Source organism: Georhizobium profundi (assembly GCF_003952725.1).
GTDB classification, from domain to species: Bacteria; Pseudomonadota; Alphaproteobacteria; order Rhizobiales; family Rhizobiaceae; genus Georhizobium; species Georhizobium profundi.
The window spans coordinates 1,991,543-2,012,992 of record NZ_CP032509.1 but is presented as its reverse complement, the minus strand read 5'-3'; the positions used below and the strand labels follow the sequence as shown (position 1 = coordinate 2,012,992).

25 protein-coding genes and 1 tRNA gene are annotated in these 21,450 nt (G+C 60.9%); 12 read left to right on the top strand and 14 right to left on the bottom strand.

From position 1 onward, the window contains the following. Nucleotides 1-298 precede the first annotated feature (298 nt). The gene (locus D5400_RS09400; protein WP_126009776.1) at nt 299-1,549 is read right to left on the bottom strand and encodes a sensor domain-containing phosphodiesterase; all 1,251 of its coding nucleotides are present in this window, start codon (nt 1,547-1,549) and stop codon (nt 299-301) included. Nucleotides 1,550-1,580: 31 nt separating this feature from the next. After that, nucleotides 1,581-2,063 carry a GGDEF domain-containing protein gene (locus D5400_RS09395; RefSeq protein ID WP_126009775.1) on the bottom strand — a complete coding sequence of 161 codons (483 nt, stop codon included), beginning with the start codon at nt 2,061-2,063 and terminating at the stop codon, nt 1,581-1,583. 607 nt (nt 2,064-2,670) lie between these two features. Here D5400_RS09395 and D5400_RS09390 point away from each other — a divergent pair. After that, on the top strand, nt 2,671-3,639 hold the full coding sequence (locus D5400_RS09390; protein ID WP_126009774.1) for a hypothetical protein: 969 nt from the start codon (nt 2,671-2,673) through the stop codon (nt 3,637-3,639). Between the two features lie 468 nt (nt 3,640-4,107). Here D5400_RS09390 and D5400_RS21100 read toward each other — a convergent pair whose 3' ends face one another. The 3 genes from D5400_RS21100 to D5400_RS09380 form a co-directional block, all read right to left on the bottom strand. Beyond that, nucleotides 4,108-4,260 (bottom strand): hypothetical protein, encoded by a 153-nt coding sequence (locus D5400_RS21100; RefSeq protein WP_164527837.1) that lies wholly within the window; start codon nt 4,258-4,260, stop codon nt 4,108-4,110. Between the two features lie 436 nt (nt 4,261-4,696). Next, nucleotides 4,697-4,773 (bottom strand) — tRNA-Arg (locus tag D5400_RS09385). A gap of 93 nt (nt 4,774-4,866) precedes the next feature. Continuing rightward, nucleotides 4,867-5,739, bottom strand: coding sequence for a D-alanyl-D-alanine carboxypeptidase family protein (locus D5400_RS09380; RefSeq protein ID WP_342635464.1), 873 nt, complete (start codon nt 5,737-5,739; stop codon nt 4,867-4,869). 165 nt (nt 5,740-5,904) lie between these two features. Here D5400_RS09380 and D5400_RS09375 point away from each other — a divergent pair, with 165 nt between their 5' ends. Together D5400_RS09375 and D5400_RS09370 are read left to right on the top strand one after the other, a co-directional pair. After that, nucleotides 5,905-6,855: a lytic transglycosylase domain-containing protein gene (locus D5400_RS09375; protein WP_126009773.1), complete on the top strand. Its 951-nt coding sequence runs from the start codon at nt 5,905-5,907 to the stop codon at nt 6,853-6,855. Nucleotides 6,856-6,943: 88 nt separating this feature from the next. After that, on the top strand, nt 6,944-7,708 hold the full coding sequence (locus tag D5400_RS09370; RefSeq protein WP_126009772.1) for an SDR family NAD(P)-dependent oxidoreductase: 765 nt from the start codon (nt 6,944-6,946) through the stop codon (nt 7,706-7,708). 15 nt (nt 7,709-7,723) lie between these two features. On the opposite strand, the gene modC is transcribed toward D5400_RS09370, so the two are convergent. The 7 genes from modC to D5400_RS09335 form a co-directional block, all read right to left on the bottom strand. After that, nucleotides 7,724-8,836, bottom strand: a complete 1,113-nt coding sequence (gene modC, locus D5400_RS09365) for a molybdenum ABC transporter ATP-binding protein (protein ID WP_126009771.1) — start codon at nt 8,834-8,836, stop codon at nt 7,724-7,726. 2 nt (nt 8,837-8,838) lie between these two features. After that, entirely contained in the window at nt 8,839-9,528 is a 690-nt protein-coding gene (gene modB / locus D5400_RS09360) for a molybdate ABC transporter permease subunit (protein WP_126009770.1), read from the bottom strand. Continuing rightward, a complete protein-coding gene (modA, locus tag D5400_RS09355; RefSeq protein ID WP_205665547.1) occupies nt 9,528-10,313 on the bottom strand; it encodes a molybdate ABC transporter substrate-binding protein in 786 nt (261 codons plus the stop codon). Before modA ends, modB begins: the two co-directional genes overlap by 1 nt. 71 nt (nt 10,314-10,384) lie before the next feature. After that, the gene (locus tag D5400_RS09350) at nt 10,385-10,756 is read right to left on the bottom strand and encodes a winged helix-turn-helix domain-containing protein (protein ID WP_126009769.1); all 372 of its coding nucleotides are present in this window, start codon (nt 10,754-10,756) and stop codon (nt 10,385-10,387) included. Nucleotides 10,757-10,765: 9 nt separating this feature from the next. Continuing rightward, nucleotides 10,766-11,542 (bottom strand): SDR family NAD(P)-dependent oxidoreductase, encoded by a 777-nt coding sequence (locus D5400_RS09345; protein ID WP_126009768.1) that lies wholly within the window; start codon nt 11,540-11,542, stop codon nt 10,766-10,768. Continuing rightward, nucleotides 11,535-12,575, bottom strand: coding sequence for a phosphotransferase (locus D5400_RS09340; RefSeq protein ID WP_425364906.1), 1,041 nt, complete (start codon nt 12,573-12,575; stop codon nt 11,535-11,537). Before D5400_RS09340 ends, D5400_RS09345 begins: the two co-directional genes overlap by 8 nt. Beyond that, the gene (locus D5400_RS09335; protein WP_126009767.1) at nt 12,575-13,396 is read right to left on the bottom strand and encodes an SDR family oxidoreductase; all 822 of its coding nucleotides are present in this window, start codon (nt 13,394-13,396) and stop codon (nt 12,575-12,577) included. Before D5400_RS09335 ends, D5400_RS09340 begins: the two co-directional genes overlap by 1 nt. Before the next feature lie 75 nt (nt 13,397-13,471). Between D5400_RS09335 and D5400_RS09330 the strand changes: the two genes are divergently transcribed. From D5400_RS09330 to D5400_RS09305, 6 genes are all read left to right on the top strand, one after another. After that, entirely contained in the window at nt 13,472-14,713 is a 1,242-nt protein-coding gene (locus tag D5400_RS09330; protein ID WP_126009766.1) for an acyl-CoA dehydrogenase family protein, read from the top strand. Next, nucleotides 14,710-15,681 (top strand): NADPH:quinone oxidoreductase family protein, encoded by a 972-nt coding sequence (locus D5400_RS09325; protein ID WP_126009765.1) that lies wholly within the window; start codon nt 14,710-14,712, stop codon nt 15,679-15,681. The genes D5400_RS09330 and D5400_RS09325 overlap by 4 nt, the downstream gene beginning before the upstream one ends. An 86-nt stretch (nt 15,682-15,767) precedes the next feature. After that, nucleotides 15,768-16,310 (top strand): hypothetical protein, encoded by a 543-nt coding sequence (locus D5400_RS09320; RefSeq protein ID WP_126009764.1) that lies wholly within the window; start codon nt 15,768-15,770, stop codon nt 16,308-16,310. 54 nt (nt 16,311-16,364) lie between these two features. Continuing rightward, entirely contained in the window at nt 16,365-16,778 is a 414-nt protein-coding gene (locus D5400_RS09315) for a phage holin family protein (RefSeq protein WP_126009763.1), read from the top strand. Continuing rightward, the gene (locus D5400_RS09310) at nt 16,762-17,748 is read left to right on the top strand and encodes a hypothetical protein (protein WP_126009762.1); all 987 of its coding nucleotides are present in this window, start codon (nt 16,762-16,764) and stop codon (nt 17,746-17,748) included. Before D5400_RS09315 ends, D5400_RS09310 begins: the two co-directional genes overlap by 17 nt. A 160-nt stretch (nt 17,749-17,908) precedes the next feature. After that, nucleotides 17,909-18,106 (top strand): CsbD family protein, encoded by a 198-nt coding sequence (locus tag D5400_RS09305; protein ID WP_126009761.1) that lies wholly within the window; start codon nt 17,909-17,911, stop codon nt 18,104-18,106. 150 nt (nt 18,107-18,256) lie between these two features. Here the strand turns inward: D5400_RS09305 and D5400_RS09300 are convergent, their stop codons facing one another. Continuing rightward, nucleotides 18,257-19,054 (bottom strand): response regulator, encoded by a 798-nt coding sequence (locus D5400_RS09300; protein ID WP_126009760.1) that lies wholly within the window; start codon nt 19,052-19,054, stop codon nt 18,257-18,259. 158 nt (nt 19,055-19,212) lie between these two features. Between D5400_RS09300 and D5400_RS09295 the strand changes: the two genes are divergently transcribed. Then, nucleotides 19,213-19,404 (top strand): NepR family anti-sigma factor, encoded by a 192-nt coding sequence (locus tag D5400_RS09295; protein WP_126009759.1) that lies wholly within the window; start codon nt 19,213-19,215, stop codon nt 19,402-19,404. Continuing rightward, nucleotides 19,397-19,969, top strand: a complete 573-nt coding sequence (locus D5400_RS09290; protein ID WP_126009758.1) for a sigma-70 family RNA polymerase sigma factor — start codon at nt 19,397-19,399, stop codon at nt 19,967-19,969. The genes D5400_RS09295 and D5400_RS09290 overlap by 8 nt, the downstream gene beginning before the upstream one ends. 38 nt (nt 19,970-20,007) lie before the next feature. Here the strand turns inward: D5400_RS09290 and D5400_RS09285 are convergent, their stop codons facing one another. Next, complete coding sequence (locus D5400_RS09285; RefSeq protein WP_164527836.1) at nt 20,008-20,370, bottom strand: response regulator; 363 nt, start codon at nt 20,368-20,370, stop codon at nt 20,008-20,010. A 301-nt stretch (nt 20,371-20,671) separates the two neighbouring features. Here D5400_RS09285 and D5400_RS09280 point away from each other — a divergent pair, with 301 nt between their 5' ends. After that, a complete protein-coding gene (locus tag D5400_RS09280) occupies nt 20,672-21,448 on the top strand; it encodes a Crp/Fnr family transcriptional regulator (RefSeq protein ID WP_126009756.1) in 777 nt (258 codons plus the stop codon). The last annotated feature ends 2 nt before the right edge of the window (nt 21,449-21,450 follow it).

The window sequence follows — 21,450 nt, the reverse complement described above, 5'->3', positions numbered from 1 at the left end:
CAGGGCGATCACAGCTGCGCTGCCATGATGCATTGCTTGACGCAGGCGATGCCCCGTGGCGGTGCCAGCGATCGCCTCTTGAAACTGCCCATTGTGAGACGCCACCTCACCGCCTCAATATTTTCAGGGTTCGGCTATCAGAACTGGGCTGAAACGCCCGTGATTACCGACAGTGACTGGCCACCGCCGCAACACCACGGATGGGAACCCAAAAATGCTGTCAATGACGCTGGGTGCGCGACGAAAGCAAACCGGACCAGAACCAGTCGACCGTGAGCAAGCCGATGTCGTTAGGCGATCAAAAACGCGCTGCCGAAACAGCGGATCCATAGCCTAGGCTGGCCGGTGTCACAGCATCCCGTTCCAGCGGCCTGCTGAGATAGTATCCTTGGCCGACATTGATGCCCAGCGCATAGAGTGTCTGCAGCTCGGCATCTGTCTCGATGCCCTCCGCCACGATTTCCGCTCCCGTCTCGTGTGCGAAATACACGAAGGCCGAGGCAAATGCACGGCGCGAGGGATCGCTGTCTATATCGCGGGTGAGCGCCATGTCCAGCTTGATGAAATCAGGCGCCAGCTGAACGATGTGTCGCAGACTGGAAAAGCCCGCGCCCGCGTCGTCGATTGCGATCTTGGCACCTTGAGCCCTCAGATGATTGAGCTGAGCATTCAGGGCCGCGTAGTCTTCCACGGCCGTATGTTCGGTTATCTCAAACACAACCGATGACAGATCTCGACCGTCGACCAACGTCAGGAAACGAGGATCGCACAGAGCCGTTGGGGAAGCATTGAACGCGATGTACGTGTTGGGTGGGCCGTCCACCCAAACCTCGAACGCACGATCGATGATCGCCAGTTCTAGCTCAACCCCAAGACCCGCAGCTTTCGCGTCATTGATCCAGATGTCTGGTGATCGATACGGCAGCGACTCGAACCGACAGAGGGCTTCATAGCCCCGCACTTCTCCTGTGCGAAAGTTGATGATCGGCTGGAAGACCAGTTTGAATTCACGTCCGGCGATGATCCCTGCGATAAGTGCCTTTTTGTCAGCAACCTCATTGCGGTCGGCGACTTGCCGTCCAATCTGATGCGCCGCAACATCAGCGAAAAGCCGCACGACATTCAGATCTCGCGCATTTAACGATGCGTTCGCCTGGGGGCTTAGGCAGCAAAACATCCCATAGGGTTCGCCATTGGGCAGTATGATCGGGATTGAAACGTGCGCGCCGATCGGTACAGCCGCAGTAATTGGCATGGATTGACAGATCGGTTCCTTGGACGTGTCCGGAATCAACTGTGGCAGACGTCCTGCAAGAATATGCTGACAATAAACGTCGTCCAGCGAGCGAGCATCACCGGGTTTAATAAGCTGCTCAAGACCGGGAGCATCAACGACCCGGAAGATTGACTCGTTGCCGACGAACTCCGACAGATAGGCCACTTCCATTCCAAGATGTGTCCGCACGGCCTGGAGTGCTCTTTGAATCGTGCCGGATTCTGCATCGCCCGTTTCGCAGGCAGCGTTGATTGCGTCAGTCAGTATCTGCATGTGCAGTCTCCCCCAAGTCGGGAGGATTGTTTCAAAAGTGTTTTAACAACGGGTTATGCCTGGTGCTCTTTCGACGCGTTGCACTGTCGACGACGCAGTTACGGCCGGTCGATTTTGCCGCGTATAAACATTCATCGGCGAGGGTGATGGCGTGATCGAGCCTCACACCGCGCTGCATCTCGCAAACGCCGGCTGAAAAGGAGCAGCGATAACCTGGCGCATCTGCGAATTGAAGTTCATGAAGATCCTGCTGAACTTGGATCAATCGTGCCTTTGCATCTTCCAAATTGCAATTTGGAAAGAAAATCAGAAACTCCTCCCCTCCCATGCGCCCGAAGAGATCATTGCGGCGGATGCTTTTCACGACAGTTTGGCAAAATCGAACAAGAACCGCATCACCGACGTCATGCCCGAACCTGTCGTTGACATCCTTGAAGTGGTCGAGATCCAGAAGTGCTAAAGCATGGTCGCCAAATGTGATGCTATGATCCTGATGAGACTGCCATTCCTTCATCGTCTTGAGAATATATCGCCGTAAGAAACTACTTTAAAGGTCGGCGCTTTCGGAGGAGCGATCCGAAACGCCCTTCCACCAGAATTGCTCGCGCGAAGACCACGGATGACCAAGCCGCACCACGGCGCCCTCTTCATCGGCCTCACGGTCGCCTTTAACAGGCGTCGACACGCGAAGAGAAAGAAGGTGGCGGTGGAAGATGTCATAGGAGCCGAGGCCGATCGCAACGGCGATAGCACCGGTAGACCACAAGCTGCCACGGAGGCGTTCCCCTCACAGACGGCCTGATGCAACAGGGCCGATTGGCGTTTGCTTTTCCCCCAATCCCACCCGATCGGCAATACCAAGATATCGGCGATGCCTAGTTCAGTGAGCTGCGTCACGATGTCGACTTCGTCTCCCGTCGTACGGAAAATTTTGCCCACACCTAATCCATCGCATTACCCCGAAAACGAAGCCAGCTCGGCAATCGGTTCAGACGGTTGTTGCTCTATTCCTTTCGCTCTCTTTCAGCACCCGGCGTCGCCCTGCGAGGGACTGGGTGATAAGGGCATTGGTTGGAAGACTGCGCATTCAATTTGAGTTGATCAGACAGAGAAAGCACGCCATGCCCCGCGACCGCGAAAGACTGGAGCGCTACGATGCCACCACGTCCAGCTACATGATTATGCAGATAACAGATGAGGACCGCGCGTCGCAGATAACGTTGGAAGATGGCGAGACCTATTTCATGGCTCGTCTGCGGTTCGACCGGGCCCATCGCGAGGTCGATGAAGAAGGACAAGTCCGCTATCGTTTTGAACACATCCCCGACGATGCGGGCGGCGAGGTTCACGTCTTTTCCAAATTCGGAGAGGTAGATACCAACACTTTTCGTGGCGGTGAGTTCTCGGAGATGCTCAAATGGGGGCGCCACATGCTGGTCTTTGATGACCGCACGGGAATCGTCGGCGAGTTGCGCGGCGAAAACCATATGATTATTCCGCGCCAAATGCTGATGACAGGCTCGGGGGACGAAGCCCAGAAAGGCTTCAAGTGCGAATGGGCTACGCTCGTTGGCGACGAACTCATCGTCGGATCCCATGGCAAAGTGCGGCAGGAGGAGTGGATCAAGCGCCTCGGACCAGAAGGCTACGCAGTCGCCAGCGAGGATTGGAGCCATGTCTATCGGCGCATCCGCGAAGCTTGCAAAGTCGGCGACGCAGGGTACATCGTTCACGAAGCTGCAGAATGGCACCCATACCGCGAACGGTGGTATTTTTTTCCACGCAAAGTATCGACGGAGCCATTCCACGAACCGACCGACGAGCGTGAGAAGGGCAATAACCTTCTGATCGAGGCTGATGCGCAGTTCCAGACCATTGAGGTTCGCCAAGTTGGTACACGCGTTCCGGAGCGCGGTCCCTCATCAATCAAGTTGATCCCCGGGCATCCAGACGAATTTCTCTACATGAAGTCCGTCGAGATCGGCGGCAAGACTGAAAGCTGGATAGGTGCCGCAGACATCTCAGGCAATGTTCTCGCCGAAGAGGAGAAGTTGGGCAACTTCAAGTGCGAAGGTATCGAAATCGCGTGAAGCCTCGGTTCAACTGTGTAGCAGTCTCCGTGCCCCGAGACACATCTAATAATCCATAAGGAGTTCCCGTCGAAACTGATGCATCGGATATGACGGCTCCGTCCCGAAGGAGGTCTCATCACGAAGCTGACAGCGTCTGAAGCTTCCTTCCCACCGCTTCGATCACACTCATACGATGCCGAAAGTGTCGTGAACCCATCGCTGGTCGGCAAACGCATGTGCCGAGAACCTAATTTCACCGGAACTTATGTGCCTCTTTGATCTTGTTGGCTCACACCCAACAACGCCCCGTTAAGAAGGGCCTTTTGCAGCTATCGAGATCGTACCGTCCCTTCGGTCTCGATAGCTGCAGTTTTCATCTGGTTTTGACCGGATCAACAAGCGTCCTGCGTGCGGGTCCCGCGAGAATTGAAGATGCCCATAGCCCACCGTCGCGTTCACGAGCTCACGATAGCCACGCAAAGACGGTCAAGGCGTGCCGTCGAGGCGGCGACCATCCGCATGCGCCCATTTTTGTGAAAACATGATGCGGCCCGACACGAGTCGGACAGAACGATGTAAATCCGGCGGCTGTCGTTTCGGCGCGCAGCAACAAAATGGCTTGCCGTCGTCGATCAGCATTTTAGACTGGTCGTAGGTGCCACACGCCCCAACACCCGCCGGTACTCACATCATGCAGCGATCCGGGCCGCAGTCGCGAAGTTATTGGCACTGTCTTAGCCGGTGCCCTATGCGCCCGCGAAACATTGCCCCGCTGTCGCTGATGCTTGCCATCCTGGAACCATGGCTCGTGATGAGATGTCCGCAGACGCGAGCACCGCTTCCTGAAAGATCCAAGCCCCAGCCATCGGTTCATAGCCCAGAGAGCAATGGCAGTTCGCAAGCCTCAGCGCTTAGCAATGGCATGGGGCCCGGATGATCAAGCGCTAGCGAAAATTACACCTTGCCTAGGCAGAAACCTGCTTCCAACTGCTTCCGTGGTGCTTCCGTGAGCTATTAGAGCGAGGTGCGCCGACAAACCGCTGATTGCTAAGCTGTTGTAAAAATGATAGAAAACTGGTGCACCCGACAAGATTCGAACTTGTGACCTCTGCCTTCGGAGGGCAGCGCTCTATCCAGCTGAGCTACGGGTGCCGGCGCGAAGCGTGATCCGCGCGGGATTGGTGATAGACGATGGCGCGCTCCGCTTCAATGGGGAATTGGCGAGCGCGTGGGTTTCGCGAAACCTCACCGCCCGCGCGAGGCAAGCGGCATGTAGATCTCGAGCAGCTGGCGCATATGGTCGTTGCGCTCTTTGGCGGTGTTGCCGCCGAGCACGACGGCAACCACGCTGCGGCCATTGGCCTGGGCGGACGTTGCGAGATTGAAGCCGGATGCGCGGATGTAACCGGTCTTTAAGCCGTCGACACCGGGCATGGAACCGACCAGCTCATTGTGACCGCGGATCGTCGTGCCCCGATAGATGAAGTCCTTGTTGCCGAAATAACGGTAATATTGTGCGAAGTCGCGGCGCATGGCGAGCGAGAGCACCGCCATGTCGCGCGCCGTGGTGATCTGCGCACTGTCCGGCAGCCCATGCGGATTGCGGAAGATCGTACTGGCCATGCCGAGCTGGCGGGCCTTGGCATTCATGACGCCCGCAAAGCCCTCCTCCGAACCGCCCAGATATTCCGCAACGGCGGTGGCGACGTCGTTGGCCGACTTGACGACGAGCGAGAGGATGGCTTCCTCGACCGAAAGCGTCTCCCCTGCCCTGAAGCCGATCTTTGTAGGCGGACGCGCGGCCGCATAGGCCGAGACCGGGATCGGTGTGGTTTCAGCGAAGCGGCGATCGCGCAAACCTTCGAACAACAGGTAAAGCGTCATCATCTTCGTCAGCGAAGCCGGATGGCGCGGCGTATCGGCGCCATATTGATAGAGCACCTGGCCGGAATGCGCATCGACGACGATGGCGGCATATTTTTCCGAAAGTGGCGGCGGGGCGACCGGCGTGGACACCTTTAGCGTCGTGCTGGTACAGCCGGCCAGAAGCACTGCCGCCAAGACGAGCGCGAGGAATCGGCGCAGCGGAACCGGCGCGAAATGAAGGATGGTCTGCAAGCGAACGCCCCGTGCATTAAATCAGAACTGTCGAATATACCGGCGGTGCCTGGCAGATCGACGTGAAGTCGCAGTGTTAGGCCGACAAGATTAAGGCGGCGTTATTCATACTTGCATGAAAAGCTGGAGCGAGGAATTCTTGCGCGAACGAGCTGGCGGATCCCGATGAGCCTCATGCCTTTCTGTCTGCGCGCCCTCATGCTGGCGCTTCTCGTCGTGGTAGCGCCAGCACCGGGCGCGAAGGCGGCCGAACTGTCCGCTCACCATGCTGTGGCCGAAGAGGCACGCTGCGGCTGGCGCCACGCGGTGGCACTGCCGGGCCGCCTGCCGGCTGATATCTGTATCCGCTCCGACCATTTCGCCGAGGACATTTGCCGCACCATCGAGCATCTTTCGGAGAGCCACGATCTTCCAGCCGGCTTTTTCGCGCGGCTGATCTGGCAGGAAAGTCGTTTCGATCCGAATGCGGTCAGTCCCGCCGGCGCGCAGGGTATTGCGCAATTCATTCCTTCGACGGCGCGGCTCAGGGCACTTTCGGACCCCTTCAACCCGGCGGAGGCTCTTGCACGTTCAGCGCACTACCTGGCAGAGATGAAGGACCGCTTCGGCAGCCTGGGGCTTGCCGCGATCGGCTACAATGCGGGTGAGGAGCGCGCGCGCCGGTTTTTGGCGGGTGACACCTTCATGCCGGGCGAAACGCGCGCCTATGTTCACATCATCACCGGCCGCGGCGTCGAGCAGTGGCGCGACGATCCTCCGGCCGATCTCGACTTCGCACTGGCCACCGATGTGCCATTCACGCAAGCCTGCCTGGAGCTCGCCAAGAACAGCCGCATGAGCGAGATGCGGATGGCTGCGGGGGACTGGAAACCGTGGGGCGTGCAGTTGGGATCGGACTTCTCCCGTGCCAATGCCGAACGCATCTTCACCCGCGTCCAAGCGCGAACACCGGCGCTCGCCGGCGAAACGCCCATTTTCGTGGCCGAGCGCAACCGCTCCTTCGGCAGCCGCAGCCGTACGGCCGTGCGCGTTGGGCGCGATACGCGCGAGGAAAGCCAGGCGCTGTGCGCCGACATCAGGCGCGCCGGTGGCTTCTGCCTGGTCGTGCGCAACTGACGCCACGTTCTTTGGCGCAACGGAAGCTTGCAAGCGTCGCGGTAACGCCGATAGAACCCGTCCAACGAAATTACGAGGAGACGGGATCATGGACATCACTGGAGTAGCGGCAATCGTCACCGGCGGCGCGTCCGGGCTGGGTGCGGCGACGGCGCGAGCACTTGCGAAAGCAGGCGCCAAGGTGGCTTTGATCGATCACAATGAGGCGGGCGCGAAACAGATCGCCGACGAAATCGCTGGCATCGGCATCGGCTGCGACGTCTCGAGCGCCGAGCAGGCCGAAGACGCCGTCAAGCGGGCGGAAGAGGCCCACGGTCCGGCCCGCATCCTCGTCAACTGCGCCGGCATCGCGCCTGCCAAGAAGGTTCTGTCGAAAACAGGCGTCATGCCGCTCGACGAGTTCCGCAAGGCGATCGAGGTCAATCTGATCGGCACGTTCAACTTCCTGCGCCTCGTGGCGGAGCGCGCGGCCAATCTCGATCCGGTGTCGGAAAGCGGCGAGCGTGGTGTCATCATCAACACCGCGTCCGTCGCCGCCTATGAAGGCCAGATCGGCCAGACGGCCTATGCCGCATCGAAGGGTGGCGTGAAGGCGCTGACGCTGCCGGCCGCGCGCGAGTTCGCGCAGATCGGCATCCGCGTCTGCTGCATCGCGCCGGGCATTTTCGAAACGCCGATGCTGCTCGGCCTGCCGGAGCCGGCGCAGAAAAGCCTCGGTGCCTCGGTGCCCTTCCCCTCGCGCCTCGGCAAGCCGGACGAATACGCCAAGCTCGTGCTTGCCATTCTCGACAACGAAATGCTGAACGGCGAGACGATCCGCCTCGACGGCGCGCTTCGCATGGCGCCGAAATAAAGCACACTCTTCGGCTCAGACATCATCCTGGCGATAAGTCTGAGCCGGGCGATCGATCGCGATCGACTTGACGAGCACGAAAACCGGCCTGCCTTCGGCGAGCCCGAGCCCGGCGACGGCCATGCGCGTGACGCGGGCGCGTACGCCGACACCCGCCACATCCACCAGCACTTCCGCATAGGCCGTATCGGCCTCTGCTGCCACTTGGCGCACGGTGCCTGAGAGAACATTGCGGATCGAAAGCCCGCTCGGCCGCTCCGTCGCGAGCGCCACGTCGCGGGCACGCAGCCGGACCTTCACCATCTGGCCGATCGCGCCGTCGATGCGCGGAACGAGGAGCCGCTGGCCGCGATGATCGAGCTTGGTCATCGCCCACTCGGCATCATGGCCGACAATCTGAGCCGTCAACGTGACACCTGCCTCGAAGCGGCCCGTGAGAGGCCCGAGATCAATGCGCGAAAGAACCTCCTCGACTGGCCCCCTAGCGGCGACACAACCGGCTGAGAGCACGATCATCCGGTCGGCCAGTTGCCCGACCTCTTCCACCGAATGGGTGACGTAGACGATCGGGATCGAGAACCGGCGCGGCAGGCTGGCGATATGCGGCAGGATCTCGGCTTTTCGCCTGCCATCGAGCGCCGCGAGCGGCTCATCGAGCAGCAGCAGACGCGGCCGCGAAAGCAGCGTTCGGGCGATGGCGACGCGCTGGCGTTCGCCGCCGGAGAGCGCCGTCACCGACCGGTCGAGCAGCGGTGCGAGATCGAGCGCATCGACAACGTCATCGAAGGTCGGCCTGTCACCGATCTTGCGCGAGCGGCGGTCGGCGAAAGCCAGATTGCCCTTTACCGAAAGATGATCGAAGAGCCGCGCATCCTGGAACACATAGCCGACGCCACGCCGCTCCGTCGGCACGAATTGCCCCGTGGCGCTGTCCTGCCAGATGTCGCGGTCGAAGCGCACATGGCCATTCGCTTCGCGGTCGAGACCCGAGAGAATGCGCAGAAGCGTGCTCTTGCCGCAGCCGGAATGGCCGAAAAGCGCCGTGATGCCGGCAAGCGGGATCGCCTCTTCCACCTTCAGATCGAAGGCGCCGAAGCGGCGCGCGATGCCAATGTCGAGCATCGCCATCGTCAGACCGTCTTCAGCGGAAAGCGGCGGTTGAGCGTATAGACCGTTATCAGCACGACGAAGGAAAAGACCAGCATGATGGCCGAGAGGACATGCGCCTCCGCATAGCGCAGCGTTTCCACATGCTCGTAGATCGCAATCGAGATGACGCGCGTCTCGCCAGGAATGTTGCCGCCGACCATGAGCACCACGCCGAACTCGCCGACCGTATGCGCGAACGTCAGCACGATCGCCGTGAGGAACCCGCGCGCGGCCAGCGGTGCGGCAACGAAGAAGAAGCGGTCGAGCGGCCCCGCCCGCAAGGTTGCAGCCGCTTCGAGCGGCGCCTTTCCAACCGCTTCGAATGCAGCCTGCAGCGGCTGCACCATGAAGGGCAGCGAATAGAAAACGGATGCGATCACGAGACCGATGAAAGAGAAGGTCAACGTTGTGTCGGTCAGGCTCACCCAGAACGCGCCGAGCGGCGCGCGCGGGCTCATTAGAACCAGCAGATAGAATCCGATGACGGTGGGCGGCAGCACCAGCGGCAGTGCCGTCAGTGCCTCCACCACCGGCTTCAGGCGCGCGCGTGTATGCGCCAGCCACCACGCGAGCGGTGTGCCGAGCACGAGCAGCACGAGCGTCGTGACGGCAGCAAGCTGCATCGTGAGAATGAGCGGGCCGGGATCGGGAAGCGGGATTGAAGACAGCATCAGGCCCTATTCTGTGCGTAGCCATAGTCTTCGATAATGGCCTTTGCCGGCGCGCTGGCAAGATATGCGATAAACGCAGTCGCAGCCTCATTGTCCGCGCCGCGCGCGGTGACGACCGCATCCTGGCGGATCGGCTCATAAAACTCCTGGGGCACGTCCCAGCGGCTGCCGGGCTGCTTATTGGAAGGGCTGAGCACGTAGGACAGCGCGACGAAGCCGGCTTCCGCATTACCGGTCGAAACCATCGCGTGGGTCTGACCGATGTTTTCGCCGCGCACGATCTTGGGCTCGAGCGTCTCCCAAAGACCGAGCGCTTCCAGCGTCTGACGCGCTGCCAGCCCATAGGGCGCGACATCGGGATTTGCGATCGCGAGTGCACGGAAGGCGTTGGCTTGAAGGAATGCCGCGCCGTCATCTCCGATCAGCGCGCCGTCAGTGCTCCACAGCGTCAGCTTGCCGATCGCATAGGTGAAACGCGTTCCCTCGGCCGCACCCCCTTCGGCTTCCAGCTGCGCGACGGTGCGCTGGTCTGCGGAAAGAAACACGTCGAACGGCGCACCGTTGATGATCTGCGCATAAAGCTGCCCGGTCGACCCTGCGGAGATCCTCAACGTGTGATCGGTTTCTGCTTCAAACGCATCGACGAGAACCTCGGCCACCTCGGCAAAATTCGCGGCAACAGCAAGTGTCGCTTCCGCCGCGCGCGCGGACTGTGCGCCTATCACCGCAGCATACGCGAGCGCGCCGACGGTGAAACGGCGGAGCATGGCAGGCGATGTCAGCATGGGAAAAGTTGCCCGATAGGTTTTCACGAACATATCGGCAGGGAACCAGAGATAAAGCGGCCGCGCAACCGTTATTTCCGTTCGGACATATCGGAGAGCATCGCCTTCAGTTGCTTGACCTCTGCGACGCTCTCGGCGACCAGCCGCGCCTCCATCTGTCGGTAGAGCGCAAGCGCCGCCTCCCCGGCTTCAGTCAGCACGGCGCCGCCGCGCTCTGAGCCGCCCTTGGATGTTTCGACCAGTGGCTTGGAGAAGTTTCGATTGAGCGTTTCAATCAGCGTCCAGGCGCGCTTGTAGCTCATACCCATGCGCCGGCCCGCCGCTGCGATCGAACCAGTCTCGCGGATCCCATCGAGCAGGTCCGCCTTGCCGGGCCCGAACGCGATGTCGGGGCCGAGCACGATGCGCAGCCTGACGGTCGGATCGCTCTTCGAATGGGTCATCGACAAAACCTAGCCAGCGGTGATGCCGCCGTCGACATTGAATGTCTGGCCGGTGATGAAGCTCGATGCAGGTGACGCCGCATAGAGCACGGCTTCGACCACGTCCTCGACGCTCGCCAGCCGCCGCATCGGGATGCCTTTTGCCAGAAGATCCACGTCCGGGCCGCCTTTCGTGATCGTCTCGGTCACCATCGCGGTTGGGGAAAATGTCGGGCAGATCGCGTTGACCCGCACGCCATGGCGGGCATTCTCGAGCGCCGCCGATTTCGTCAGTCCGACGACGCCGTGCTTCGCCGCCGCGTAGACCGCGAGCCCATTGGCGCCGATGACGCCGGCAATGGAAGCGATGTTGACGATGGCGGAGGGCCGGCCCGTCTCGGCAAAGCGCAGGCGCATCGGCGGGAGTTGATGCCGCATGCCATGGATGACGCCCATAAGATTGACGGCGATCAACTGCTCTGCTTCCGCTGCCGTCACCTCATGCAGCGGCTTGAAGGCCGTCGCGATCCCGGCATTGTTGATGGCGACATCGATGGCGCCGAACCGGTCGAGCGCCGCAGCGACAAGACATGCCGATGTCTCTTCGTGAATGATGTCGCCGCTAAGCAGCACCGTTTCGCAATCCAGCCCGGCTGCGCTTTCGGCAAGCAGCGCCTCGTCGCGATCGGCAAGAACGAGACGCGCTCCCGCATCGCCAAAGCGCTTCGCCATCGCCTGCCCGAACCCGCCGGCCGCCCCGGTGATGAGGACGACAGCGCCTGCGAACGGTCCGCACCGCTCACCCATTGCGGATCACGTCGATCGCCTCAGAAGCGATCAGCGGGATCGCGCGGCCCATTTCGCGCGCGCGTTCCGGATTGGACGCATTGCCGTCGACAGCGCGCCTCAGCACGCCCTGCAGGATCGCGCCGAGGCGAAAGAAGGCGAAGGCCAGATAGAAGCGCCAATTGTCGATGCGATCGATGCCGCGCAGCCGGCAATAGGTCGTAACGTACTCCTCTTCGCTCGGGATGCCGAGTGCGGCGCGATCCAGCCCACCCAGCCCCTTGAACGTGCTGTCATGCGGCAGCCGCAACTGCATGCACTGGTAGGAGAGATCGGCGTAGGGGTGGCCGAGTGTCGACAGCTCCCAGTCGAGAACGCCGAGGATCGTCGCGCTGTCCCTGGCAAAGATCATGTTGTCCATGCGGAAGTCGCCATGCACCAGCGACACCTGCCCATCATCCTTCGGCAGGTTTTCGGACAACCAATCGATCAGCGCGTCCATGTTGGTAATGGGATCGATGACGCTTGCGCGGTACTGCTCGCTCCAGCGCTTCAGCTGGCGCTCGAAATAATTGCCGGGCCGCCCGAAATCGGAAAGACCGGCAGCGTCGATGTCGACATCGTGCAGCGCGGCCAGCGCCTCGACCATCGCGTCATAGATTGCCTGACGTTCGTGCGCGGATAGTTCGGGCAGCGCCGGATCCCACAGGATACGGCCATCCAGATGCTCCATGACGAAGAACATCCGGCCGATGACGGAGTCCTCCGGCGAGAGGTAGTGGACCCTTGGAACCGGCACAGCCGTGCCGCCAAGCGCGCGCATGACGCGGAACTCGCGATCGACCTGATGCGCGGATTTCAAGAGCTGCCCGGGCGGCTTGGCGCGCAGCACGAAGCGGCGGTCCGCGGTGACGATCAGATAGGTCGGGTTCGACTGGCCAGTGTTGAACTTGCGCATTTCGCTGATGCGGTCGAAGCCCGCGATCTCGCCGGCGAGGACCGCTTCCAGCGCATCGATGTCCGGCATGTCCACGATATCCGTCGCCGCCGCCATCACTGGAAGTCCTTGAACAGTCGGTTGCTGTCATGCGCGGACATGCCGCCATCGAGCGGCAGGATTGCGCCCGAGATATACGCGCCCGCCTTCGAGCAGAGATAGAGCGTGGCGCCTGCGATATCGTCCGGCGAACCGATGCGCCCCAGCGGAACGCCCCGACCGACGATGTCGGCCTTCTCATCCGTGCCGGTGGCAAATGCCGTCATCTTGCTCTGGAAAGGCCCAGGCGCGAAGGCGTTGACGGTGATGCGACGTGCCGCGAATTCATTGGCGAGAATGCGCGTGAGGTGATGCACCGCTGCCTTCGACGCCGAATAGGAATAGGCGCCATCGGCGAGCGGCACCGTTCCCATGACCGAGCCGAGATTGATGACACGTGCCGGGTCCGCATCGCTGGCAGCCTTGTCGAGCAGCGGCAGGAGGTCACGCGTCAGCGTGAAAAGACCCGCGACATTGACGTTCATCACTTTCTGCCAGGCGGCATGAGGAAAGGTCTCGAGCGGCTCGCCCCAGGAAATACCGGCATTGTTGACGAGGATATTCAGACGGTCGGTGCGCTGCGCCAGTTCCGCCGCAAGCGCCTTCACGCCCTCCTCGCTGCCGACATCGCCGGCAAAGCCTTCCGCCCGTCCGGGCGCGCCGAGGCCATTGAGCTCTTCCGCGACCGCTTCGCAGTCCGCGCCCTTGCGCGAAGCGATGTAGACATGCGCGCCGCCCTGGACGAGCGCCGTCGCAACCATGCGTCCGATGCCGGTTGCACCACCCGTCACGAGCGCCGTCTTGTCCTTGACCGTAAAGAGGTCCTCCAGATAGGCCATATGCATCCTCCGCCTTGTCCTCATCGATCCTTAGTCGATGGAGACAGCGAAGGACAACCGAGGAGGAAGGATGAGATGGGCGCCATGGACCTTGGAATGACGGAACGGCTCATCCCGATCCACGCTGCGGTGAAGCAGATGATCGAAGAGGAGATCGCCCCGCTCGACGAGGAATTTCTGGCGGAAGTCGGCAACGGTGATCGCTGGACGCACACGCTGCGCCAGAGCGAAATCCTCTCCTCATTGAAGGCGAAGGCGCGCGAGCGCGGCCTCTGGAATTTTTGGCTGACCGACAGCGAGCGCGGCTTCGGCCTGACGACGGTCGAATATGCCTATCTGGCCGAGGAAATGGGCAAGTCGCACCTGGCGGCAGAGATCTTCAACTGCGCTGCGCCTGACACCGGGAACATGGAAGTGCTCGAACGCTACGGCTCGGATATACACAAGGAGCGCTGGCTGAAGCCGCTGCTTGCCGGTGACATCCGCTCGGCCTATCTGATGACGGAGCCGGACGTCGCGTCCTCAGACGCCACCAACATCGCCATGCGCTGCGAACGCGATGGCGACCACTATGTGCTGAACGGCGAGAAATGGTGGGCGTCGGGCGCCGGCGATCCGCGCTGCGCCGTTTACATCGTGATGGTGCGGACCGGTGGCGAAGACGCACCGCGCCACCGCCGCCATTCCATGCTGGTGATCGACGCGAAAACGCCCGGCATAGAGAAGCTGCGGGCCATGGAAGTCTATGGCGATGACGACGCACCACACGGGCATCTGCATCTGCGTTTCAGCGATGTGCGCGTACCGGTCGAGGACCTACTCGTGGACGAAGGACGCGGCTTCGAGATCGCGCAAGGCCGGCTGGGGCCTGGCCGCATCCACCATTGCATGCGTGCCATCGGCCAGGCGGAGCGTGCGCTCGAACTCATGTGCCGACGCGCCGTCGAGCGCGAAGCCTTCGGCAAACGCCTGTCCGATCTCGGCGCCAACCACGACATCATCGCCGAATGCCGCATGGAGATCGAGATGGCGCGGCTTCTCTGCCTGCGCGCCGCCTTTGCCATGGACCAGAAGGATGCAAAAGCTGCAGCGCCCTGGATCAGCCAGATCAAGGTCGTAGCGCCGAATGTCGCGCTCAAGGTCGTCGATCAAGCGGTGCAGATGTTTGGCGGTCAGGGCGTGTCGCAGGACACGCCACTTGCGCGCATGTGGACGCATCTGCGCACGCTGCGTCTTGCCGATGGACCAGATGCTGTCCACCGCCGCCAGGTGGCGCGCAACGAACTCGCCCCTTACCGCGAAGGATCCGCCAAATGACCAGCGCCATCGTCTGCCACGCCTTCGGCCCGCTCGATCAGTTGCGACTGGAGACAGTTAAGCTGAAGGCGTTGGCCGCGGACGAAGTGCAGGTCAAAGCGGAAGCGATCGGCGTGAACTACCCAGACGGGTTGCTGGTGCAGGGCCTCTACCAGATGAAGCCACTAACGCCGTTCACCCCCGGCATGGAAGTCGCCGGCACGATCACGGCCTTGGGCGACAATGTCGACGGCTTTGCGATCGGCGATCGCGTCGCGGCACTGCTCGCCACCGGCGGCTATGCGAGCGAGATCGTGACCGATCCCGCCAATCTGATCGCGCTCCCCGAGCACGTGTCGTTCAATGACGCCTGTGCCCTGCTCTGCGCCTATGGCACGTCGCATCATGCGCTGAAGCAACGTGCGTCACTTCAATCGGGCGAAACGTTGCTGGTGCTGGGTGCTGCAGGCTCCACCGGCATTGCCGCGATCCAGATTGGCAAGGCGATGGGCGCACATGTCATCGCGGTCGCATCGAGCGAGGATAAGCGTGCGCTGGCTGAAGCCAACGGCGCCGACGTCGTGCTCGGCTATGATGGTCTGAAGGACGCGGTGAAGCAGGAGACCGACGGCCGAGGTGTCGATGTCGTCTTCGATCCCGTTGGAGGCGATGCCTTCGACACGGCCACGCGGTTGATGGCGCGGCGCGGCCGACTGCTTGTCGTCGGCTTCGCAGCGGGGCGCATTCCGAGCTTTCCCGTCAACCTCGCACTGGTGAAGGAATTCGCCGTCGTCGGCGTTTTCTGGGGCAACTTCATCGCCAGGGAACGCGCGCTCCATCTGGACAACATGCGCGAGCTTTTCGCCTGGCATGCGGATGGCCGCGTCAAACCGCATATCGGCGACAAGCGCTCGCTCAACGATGCAGCCGCCGTTTTGAGCGAGATCATGCAGCGCGGCGCGCGTGGCAAGACGGTGCTGGTGCCCTGATATTGCCGCGACGCAACCTTACATAAGCAAATGTGGAACAAGTCATCTTCCGTCGCGTTGAGGGGGCAACGAAACGGAGGCGGACGATGCCCACGAAAGCAAGTATTGAGCGCACGGCAAACGAAGTATTCGAGACCGTGGAAGATCAGGTCGGCCGCTTTGCCGGCAAGGCTTACGAGACTGGACGCGCACAGGCTGAAGCCGTCGTCGACGAACAGCGCAATGCATTCAAGAATTTCTGCATGACGATCGTGCGCGCGCTTCGCCGCGGCGGCGACGAGCTGCGCGACGAAGGCTATGCAACCGTTGCCGGCATGGTCGACGATGTCGCCACCAAGGCCGAAGAGATGACGACCAACGTGGACGATCTCGACATGCGCTCCGCCACGCAGCGCGTCGAAGACTTCGTGCGCGAAAAGCCATTGGTCGCTTACGGCGCGCTGGCAATCGCAGGCTTCCTTGTCGCCAACACCCTGCAGTCCGCCGCGCAGCACCGCCAGCAGCGCAACATTGCGGCGCCGCGTCCGGCGAGCCCACGCCCGTCGCAATCGCGCGCGCCACGCCAGACCGCCAGCGCAAAGCGCGCAGGCACGCCCACCCGCAGGCGCACGACGAAATCGACCGCCTGAGGCACATGACGCGTTGCGTACCCGGCAACTTTATTGCCGAGCATTGAGAGAACGATGACCGATCCACAACGACCGATCCAACCGCCGTCGCTGATCCAGAACCTGAGGGCTCTGTTCGAAGATACGATTGATCTCTTCCGCAAAGAGATCGAACTCGCAAAGGCGGAGTTTTCGGAAAAGCTGTCGCAGGCGCAAAGTGGCCTGACGATGATTTTTTGCGGACTGCTGCTGTGTGCTGTCGCAACCTTCCTGCTGGCTCAGGCGTTGGTTGCGTGGCTCGCGATTTACTTCGGCCCGGCCGGCGCAGCACTCGCAATCGGTGCTGCGGTCCTTCTGTTTGGTATCATCGCCCTATGGATCGGGGCCGCCCGGCTTAAGCCGCAAAATCTGAAACCTGTGAGAACCATTCGCGCTACGAGCGAGAATGCGACCCAATTCAAGGAGACCTTCAATGACAAAATCAAGTGAGCGTATCGAAGAAGAAATCGACGGCCTGCGTGAGCGTATGAAAGACCGGATCGACACCACTGCCCGCGAATTCTCGCCGAAGGCATTGGCTGCCCGTGTGACGGGCCAGGAAGATCCTTCTGCCACCGAGATGCTGGATTGGGCCGTGCAGAAGGCACGCAACAATCCGCTTTCGACAGCTTTGGTGGCGCTCGGCCTGCTTGGCCTCGCAACCCAGTCCAGCGAGCGCACGCGCCTTCTGTCGCGTCGTGACGTGGACAAGGGCACGCAGCGGATCCGCGGCTATGCATCCAAGGCGTCCGATACGGCCCGTGGCTACATCCACGATGCCGCCGATGTCGCTGTCGAAGCAGCTGACGACGCCGTGCACTACGCCCGAGAGACCGCCGAGAGCGCGAGCCGCGCCGTAACACGTTCGGCACATGATGCAGAACTCGCAGCACGTCGTGCAGCCCGCTATTCTGCCGACACCACGCAGGAAGGTGTCGAGTGGGTCAAGCGTAACCCGACTGCAACGGGCCTGTTCGCGCTGGCGATCGGCGCTGCGGCAGCTTCCATGTTTGCTGCTCGCCGCAACCAGGACCCGGTTCTCGCTGCCCTTTCCGACGACAGCGATGATGATGCCCCGATCCCTGCACGTCGTGCACCTGTAAAGCGCGCGCCGCGCAGCGCGCCAGTTGCAACAACTTCCGCAGCTGGCACCACACGCAAGTCGACGCGCAAAGCTGCGTCGGATGAGCCGGCAACGCGCAAGCGTTCGGCCTCAGCGTCATCGAAGACGGCAGCCGCTGGCGCTTCGGAAACGGTACGCAAGGCGCGCCAGACCCGAGCCCGCAAGACGCCGGCCGCCGACAAGGCATCGACGTCGACGGCTTCTAGCGGGAATGGCAACAACGCCGCATCGACGACGAACCAGTCGTCCGCTCCGACAACGACGGCTTCGACGACGTCCAACCCGCAGGTACATTGATCGCGGGTTCACCGACGATCAGCTCAGCAGAAAGCCCGGTTTCCACCGGGCTTTTTCTTTGGTCGGAGCGGCCGATTGTCGGAACACCCTCTCGTCTGAGACGTTTTCAAGATGAGGAAGCCGACGACGAGCTTCCGACCAATAAACAAGGAGATGCCTAATGAACTGGGACATCATCGAAGGTAAGTGGAACGAGTTTCGCGGCAAGGCCCAGCAGCAGTGGGGCAAGCTCACGGACGACGATCTTGATCGCGCCAAGGGCAGCCGCACGGAACTCGCAGGCCTCATTCAGCAGCGCTACGGCGTCGCACGCGACGAAGCTGAGCGTCAGGTCGATGAGTGGCGCTCGCGCCACTAGCAGTCATTGGGCTCAGGCCAGTGTGAACGCCGCCCGTCATCACGGGCGGCGTTTTCGTTTTGCTGCAGGTCTTGATGCGGGAATAGAAAAAGCCCGATGCGATCGGCGACCGCATCGGGCTTTGGCAATCCAGGACCTGTCCGAAACGTGTCAGGCCGCGGACTTTTTGTCCGACTGACGATTGAAGAACAGCGCCTGGCTGATAAGTGCGCGAACCATGTCGGGCTGGAACGGCTTGGTGACAAGGAATGCCGGCTCCGGTCGCTTGCCCGTCAGAAGCTGCTCGGGATAGGCCGTGATGAAGATCACCGGAACGTCGGTTTCTTTGAGAATGTCGTTCACGGCATCGATGCCGGAGCTGCCGTCGGCCAGCTGGATATCCGACAGAATGATGCCCGGCTTCTTCTTCGCGAAGAGTGCATTGGCTTCCGCGTGGGTGCGCGCAATGCCAGTGACCGAATGGCCAAGGTCGATGACAAGGTTTTCGATATCCATCGCGATCAGCGGCTCGTCTTCGATGATCATGACATCGGTGGCAACCTGCTGTGCAATGTCACGCGAGGCCTGGACGAGCAGCTCGGAAAAATCGTCTTCGGACATGGAGAGAATTTCGGCGCCTTCCGACTTCGAGAAACCTTCGACCGCGACGAGAAGAAATGCCTGGCGCGGCAGCGGCGCGATCATCTGAAGGTTATGATCGCTCTTTTCCATGCCACCGAGACCGGAATGCGGGGTGACATTGACCTCGATGGACTTCCAGATGGTCGCAAAAGTTTTATAGAGGCCGATCTTGGCGTCATTGCCGCGGGGAAACAGATCGACATCGGCAATAAGCGCCTCGAGCACTGCAGTGACATAGGCGTCGCCGCTGCTCTGGGAACCGGTAAGCGAGCGTGCAAAGCGCCGCAGGAATGGAAGGTGCGGAGCAAGCTCGGCAGCTAAAGACATATGGAACTCCCTCGAATGGGCGCGCTGTGGAAAGTCGAATGTGCGTCGCCGGGTGATAAACAATCGAATGTCAAAAAAAGTTCCCTATAGGTCGGAACAATTTTCAACAAGCTGCGTTGCAGGGCTGCGAGTAGGGGTCGGAAAGGATACCATTGCATATGAATTCTACGAAGAGTGAGGGATCCGGTGGCGCAGCGTCGCAGCGGCCGCTGGATGATCTCTCGTCATCACAAATCGGTAAGCGCCTGAAGTCGATGTACGACGAAGTCGCGCAAGAACCTGTCCCCGATAAGTTCATGGACCTGCTCGCCAGCCTGGAGCGCGCAGAGAAGGACCGCTCGAATGGGTGAGCCTGATCCCGCCGACCTGTCGGCGTTCCGAAAGGATCTTCTGGCCGTTGTCCCCAACCTGCGCGCGTTTGCAATGTCGCTGATCGGCTCGGCCGACAGAGCGGATGACCTCGTGCAGGAAACGCTGATGAAGGCGTGGGCAAAGCAATCGAGCTTCGAGCGCGGCACCAATCTCAAGGCCTGGCTCTTCACCATTCTGCGCAATGAGTTCTACACGCAGATGCGCAAGAAAGGCCGTGAAGTTTCCGACGCCGACGGCATCCATGCCGCCCGCATGGCCGGGCATCCCGAGCAGATGGGTCACCTCGATCTGCAGGACTTTCGCAAGGCACTTGAGCTGCTGCCGGCCGACCAGAAGGAAGCGATCATCCTCGTGGGTGGTTCGGGCTTCTCCTACGAAGAAGCGGCGGAAATCTGCAATTGCGCGATTGGCACGATCAAGAGCCGCGTTAGCCGTGCACGCACGCGCCTTGCCGAGTTGATGAGCGTCGAAGCCGAAGACGAATTCGGTCCTGACGCTGTCACGCGTCAGATCATGACCGGTTCGAGCCGTTCGAACATGTAAAAAGTTCAGCCGGATCAGACGGTCCGGCTGCCACTCCCCTACCGATTTTTCAGAAGATCCTGGATGACCTGCTTGAGCCTGTCGAAATGATAGGGCTTCTCGAGATAAGGCACGTCCGGAAACTCGGTCGCGACCTCTTCCGGCTTGGCGTAGCCCGAGGTGAAGACGAACGGAATGCCGCGCGCCTTGATCGTCTTGGCGAATTCGATTGAATTTCCATCCGACAACGACAGGTCCAAAACGGCCAGATCAAAACGGTCAGACCGGTTGATGGCTTCGACCGCCTCGACCAGATCTTGGAATATCACGACGCTGTTGGCACCCAATTCCAGCAATGCCTGCTCCGCCTCATACGCGATGAGAAACGCGTCTTCCAGTATGAGAGCAGACAAATTGGACAAGGGACCGCCACCTTCCGGGGGCAAATTCATTTATGAAGAACCTATTAACTGGAAATCGTCACCGATGTAACGTGCCGCCCCTTCCCCGGTCTTTTACTTATGACATAGCAATTGCCGGCGCAATTGGGCATCTGGTCTTGAGGAACACGAATTTCGCAGTTGCACACATGCGCGAAGCGGCAACACGAAGCTCGGGACTTTCCGCGACAAAAGAAGTGTGATCGAAAGCCAGGCACATGCTATCAGTGTGCTTGGTAGGGGCACGGGGTGTGCCGCCGGGTTTGGGCAATAGCGGTTTAGAATGGCGACGACCATCAAGAGTGCGACTTCAGCCGCCATGAGCGCGGCTGTCCATCGGCTTGCCAACACCGTTCTCTTGAACGAAGAGGAAGTCGACTTCTTCGAACAGCTCCAGATCAACCGCGTGGCATATCAACGCGGCGAGGATCTGGTGGTGGATGGAGACGATTTCCGCGTCTGCTTCCTGGTACGCCGCGGCTGGGCCATCAAGTACAAGATCACCAAGGCAGGGCGCCGCCAGATTATCGGTGTTGCGCTGCCCGGAGACTTCATCGGCCTCCACATCAATTTCCAGAGGCGCGCGTCCTATTCGGTCGCTGCGCTGACCGAACTGGAAACGGCCGTGATCGAACCGATCCGCCTGCTCGAAGTCTATCAGAAATACCCTGTTCTCGCCTCAGGTCTGGATTGGATGTCGGTCCGCAACTTCAACATTCTCAGCGAACACAATGTCTCGCTTGGTGCCCGACCAGCCAGCCAGCGCATTTTGCATTTCATGCTGGAGCTCTGGTGCCGCCTGCGTGCCATCGGCGAGGCCGACAAGGACGGTTTCAAGCTGATGATGACGCAGGAGCAGATCTCCGACACGATGGGCTTGTCGCTCGTTCACACCAACAAGAATCTGCGCAAGCTTCAGCGCGAAGGCCTGTTGTCTATGAACAACGGTATCGTAGGATTTCCCGATCCTGCGCGATCGATCGAATATGCGGATTTCGACGAGCGTTTTTTGGAGAACTTCCAGGAGAGCCGGCTGGTAGCAAGCGCACTGTCCCGCTGAGA

Excerpts from the sequence above, each read along its gene's own strand:
- D5400_RS09400 (WP_126009776.1), bottom strand. The coding sequence starts at position 1,549 with ATGCAGATACTGACTGACGCAATCAACGCTGCCTGCGAAACGGGCGAT.
- D5400_RS09395 (WP_126009775.1), bottom strand. The coding sequence starts at position 2,063 with ATGAAGGAATGGCAGTCTCATCAGGATCATAGCATCACATTTGGCGAC.
- D5400_RS09390 (WP_126009774.1), top strand. The coding sequence starts at position 2,671 with ATGCCCCGCGACCGCGAAAGACTGGAGCGCTACGATGCCACCACGTCC.
- D5400_RS21100 (WP_164527837.1), bottom strand. The coding sequence starts at position 4,260 with ATGCTGATCGACGACGGCAAGCCATTTTGTTGCTGCGCGCCGAAACGA.
- D5400_RS09375 (WP_126009773.1), top strand. The coding sequence starts at position 5,905 with ATGAGCCTCATGCCTTTCTGTCTGCGCGCCCTCATGCTGGCGCTTCTC.
- D5400_RS09370 (WP_126009772.1), top strand. The coding sequence starts at position 6,944 with ATGGACATCACTGGAGTAGCGGCAATCGTCACCGGCGGCGCGTCCGGG.
- modC (WP_126009771.1), bottom strand. The coding sequence starts at position 8,836 with ATGGCGATGCTCGACATTGGCATCGCGCGCCGCTTCGGCGCCTTCGAT.
- modB (WP_126009770.1), bottom strand. The coding sequence starts at position 9,528 with ATGCTGTCTTCAATCCCGCTTCCCGATCCCGGCCCGCTCATTCTCACG.
- modA (WP_205665547.1), bottom strand. The coding sequence starts at position 10,313 with ATGCTGACATCGCCTGCCATGCTCCGCCGTTTCACCGTCGGCGCGCTC.
- D5400_RS09350 (WP_126009769.1), bottom strand. The coding sequence starts at position 10,756 with ATGACCCATTCGAAGAGCGATCCGACCGTCAGGCTGCGCATCGTGCTC.
- D5400_RS09345 (WP_126009768.1), bottom strand. The coding sequence starts at position 11,542 with ATGGGTGAGCGGTGCGGACCGTTCGCAGGCGCTGTCGTCCTCATCACC.
- D5400_RS09340 (WP_425364906.1), bottom strand. The coding sequence starts at position 12,575 with ATGGCGGCGGCGACGGATATCGTGGACATGCCGGACATCGATGCGCTG.
- D5400_RS09335 (WP_126009767.1), bottom strand. The coding sequence starts at position 13,396 with ATGGCCTATCTGGAGGACCTCTTTACGGTCAAGGACAAGACGGCGCTC.
- D5400_RS09330 (WP_126009766.1), top strand. The coding sequence starts at position 13,472 with ATGGGCGCCATGGACCTTGGAATGACGGAACGGCTCATCCCGATCCAC.
- D5400_RS09325 (WP_126009765.1), top strand. The coding sequence starts at position 14,710 with ATGACCAGCGCCATCGTCTGCCACGCCTTCGGCCCGCTCGATCAGTTG.
- D5400_RS09320 (WP_126009764.1), top strand. The coding sequence starts at position 15,768 with ATGCCCACGAAAGCAAGTATTGAGCGCACGGCAAACGAAGTATTCGAG.
- D5400_RS09315 (WP_126009763.1), top strand. The coding sequence starts at position 16,365 with ATGACCGATCCACAACGACCGATCCAACCGCCGTCGCTGATCCAGAAC.
- D5400_RS09310 (WP_126009762.1), top strand. The coding sequence starts at position 16,762 with ATGACAAAATCAAGTGAGCGTATCGAAGAAGAAATCGACGGCCTGCGT.
- D5400_RS09305 (WP_126009761.1), top strand. The coding sequence starts at position 17,909 with ATGAACTGGGACATCATCGAAGGTAAGTGGAACGAGTTTCGCGGCAAG.
- D5400_RS09300 (WP_126009760.1), bottom strand. The coding sequence starts at position 19,054 with ATGTCTTTAGCTGCCGAGCTTGCTCCGCACCTTCCATTCCTGCGGCGC.
- D5400_RS09295 (WP_126009759.1), top strand. The coding sequence starts at position 19,213 with ATGAATTCTACGAAGAGTGAGGGATCCGGTGGCGCAGCGTCGCAGCGG.
- D5400_RS09290 (WP_126009758.1), top strand. The coding sequence starts at position 19,397 with ATGGGTGAGCCTGATCCCGCCGACCTGTCGGCGTTCCGAAAGGATCTT.
- D5400_RS09280 (WP_126009756.1), top strand. The coding sequence starts at position 20,672 with ATGGCGACGACCATCAAGAGTGCGACTTCAGCCGCCATGAGCGCGGCT.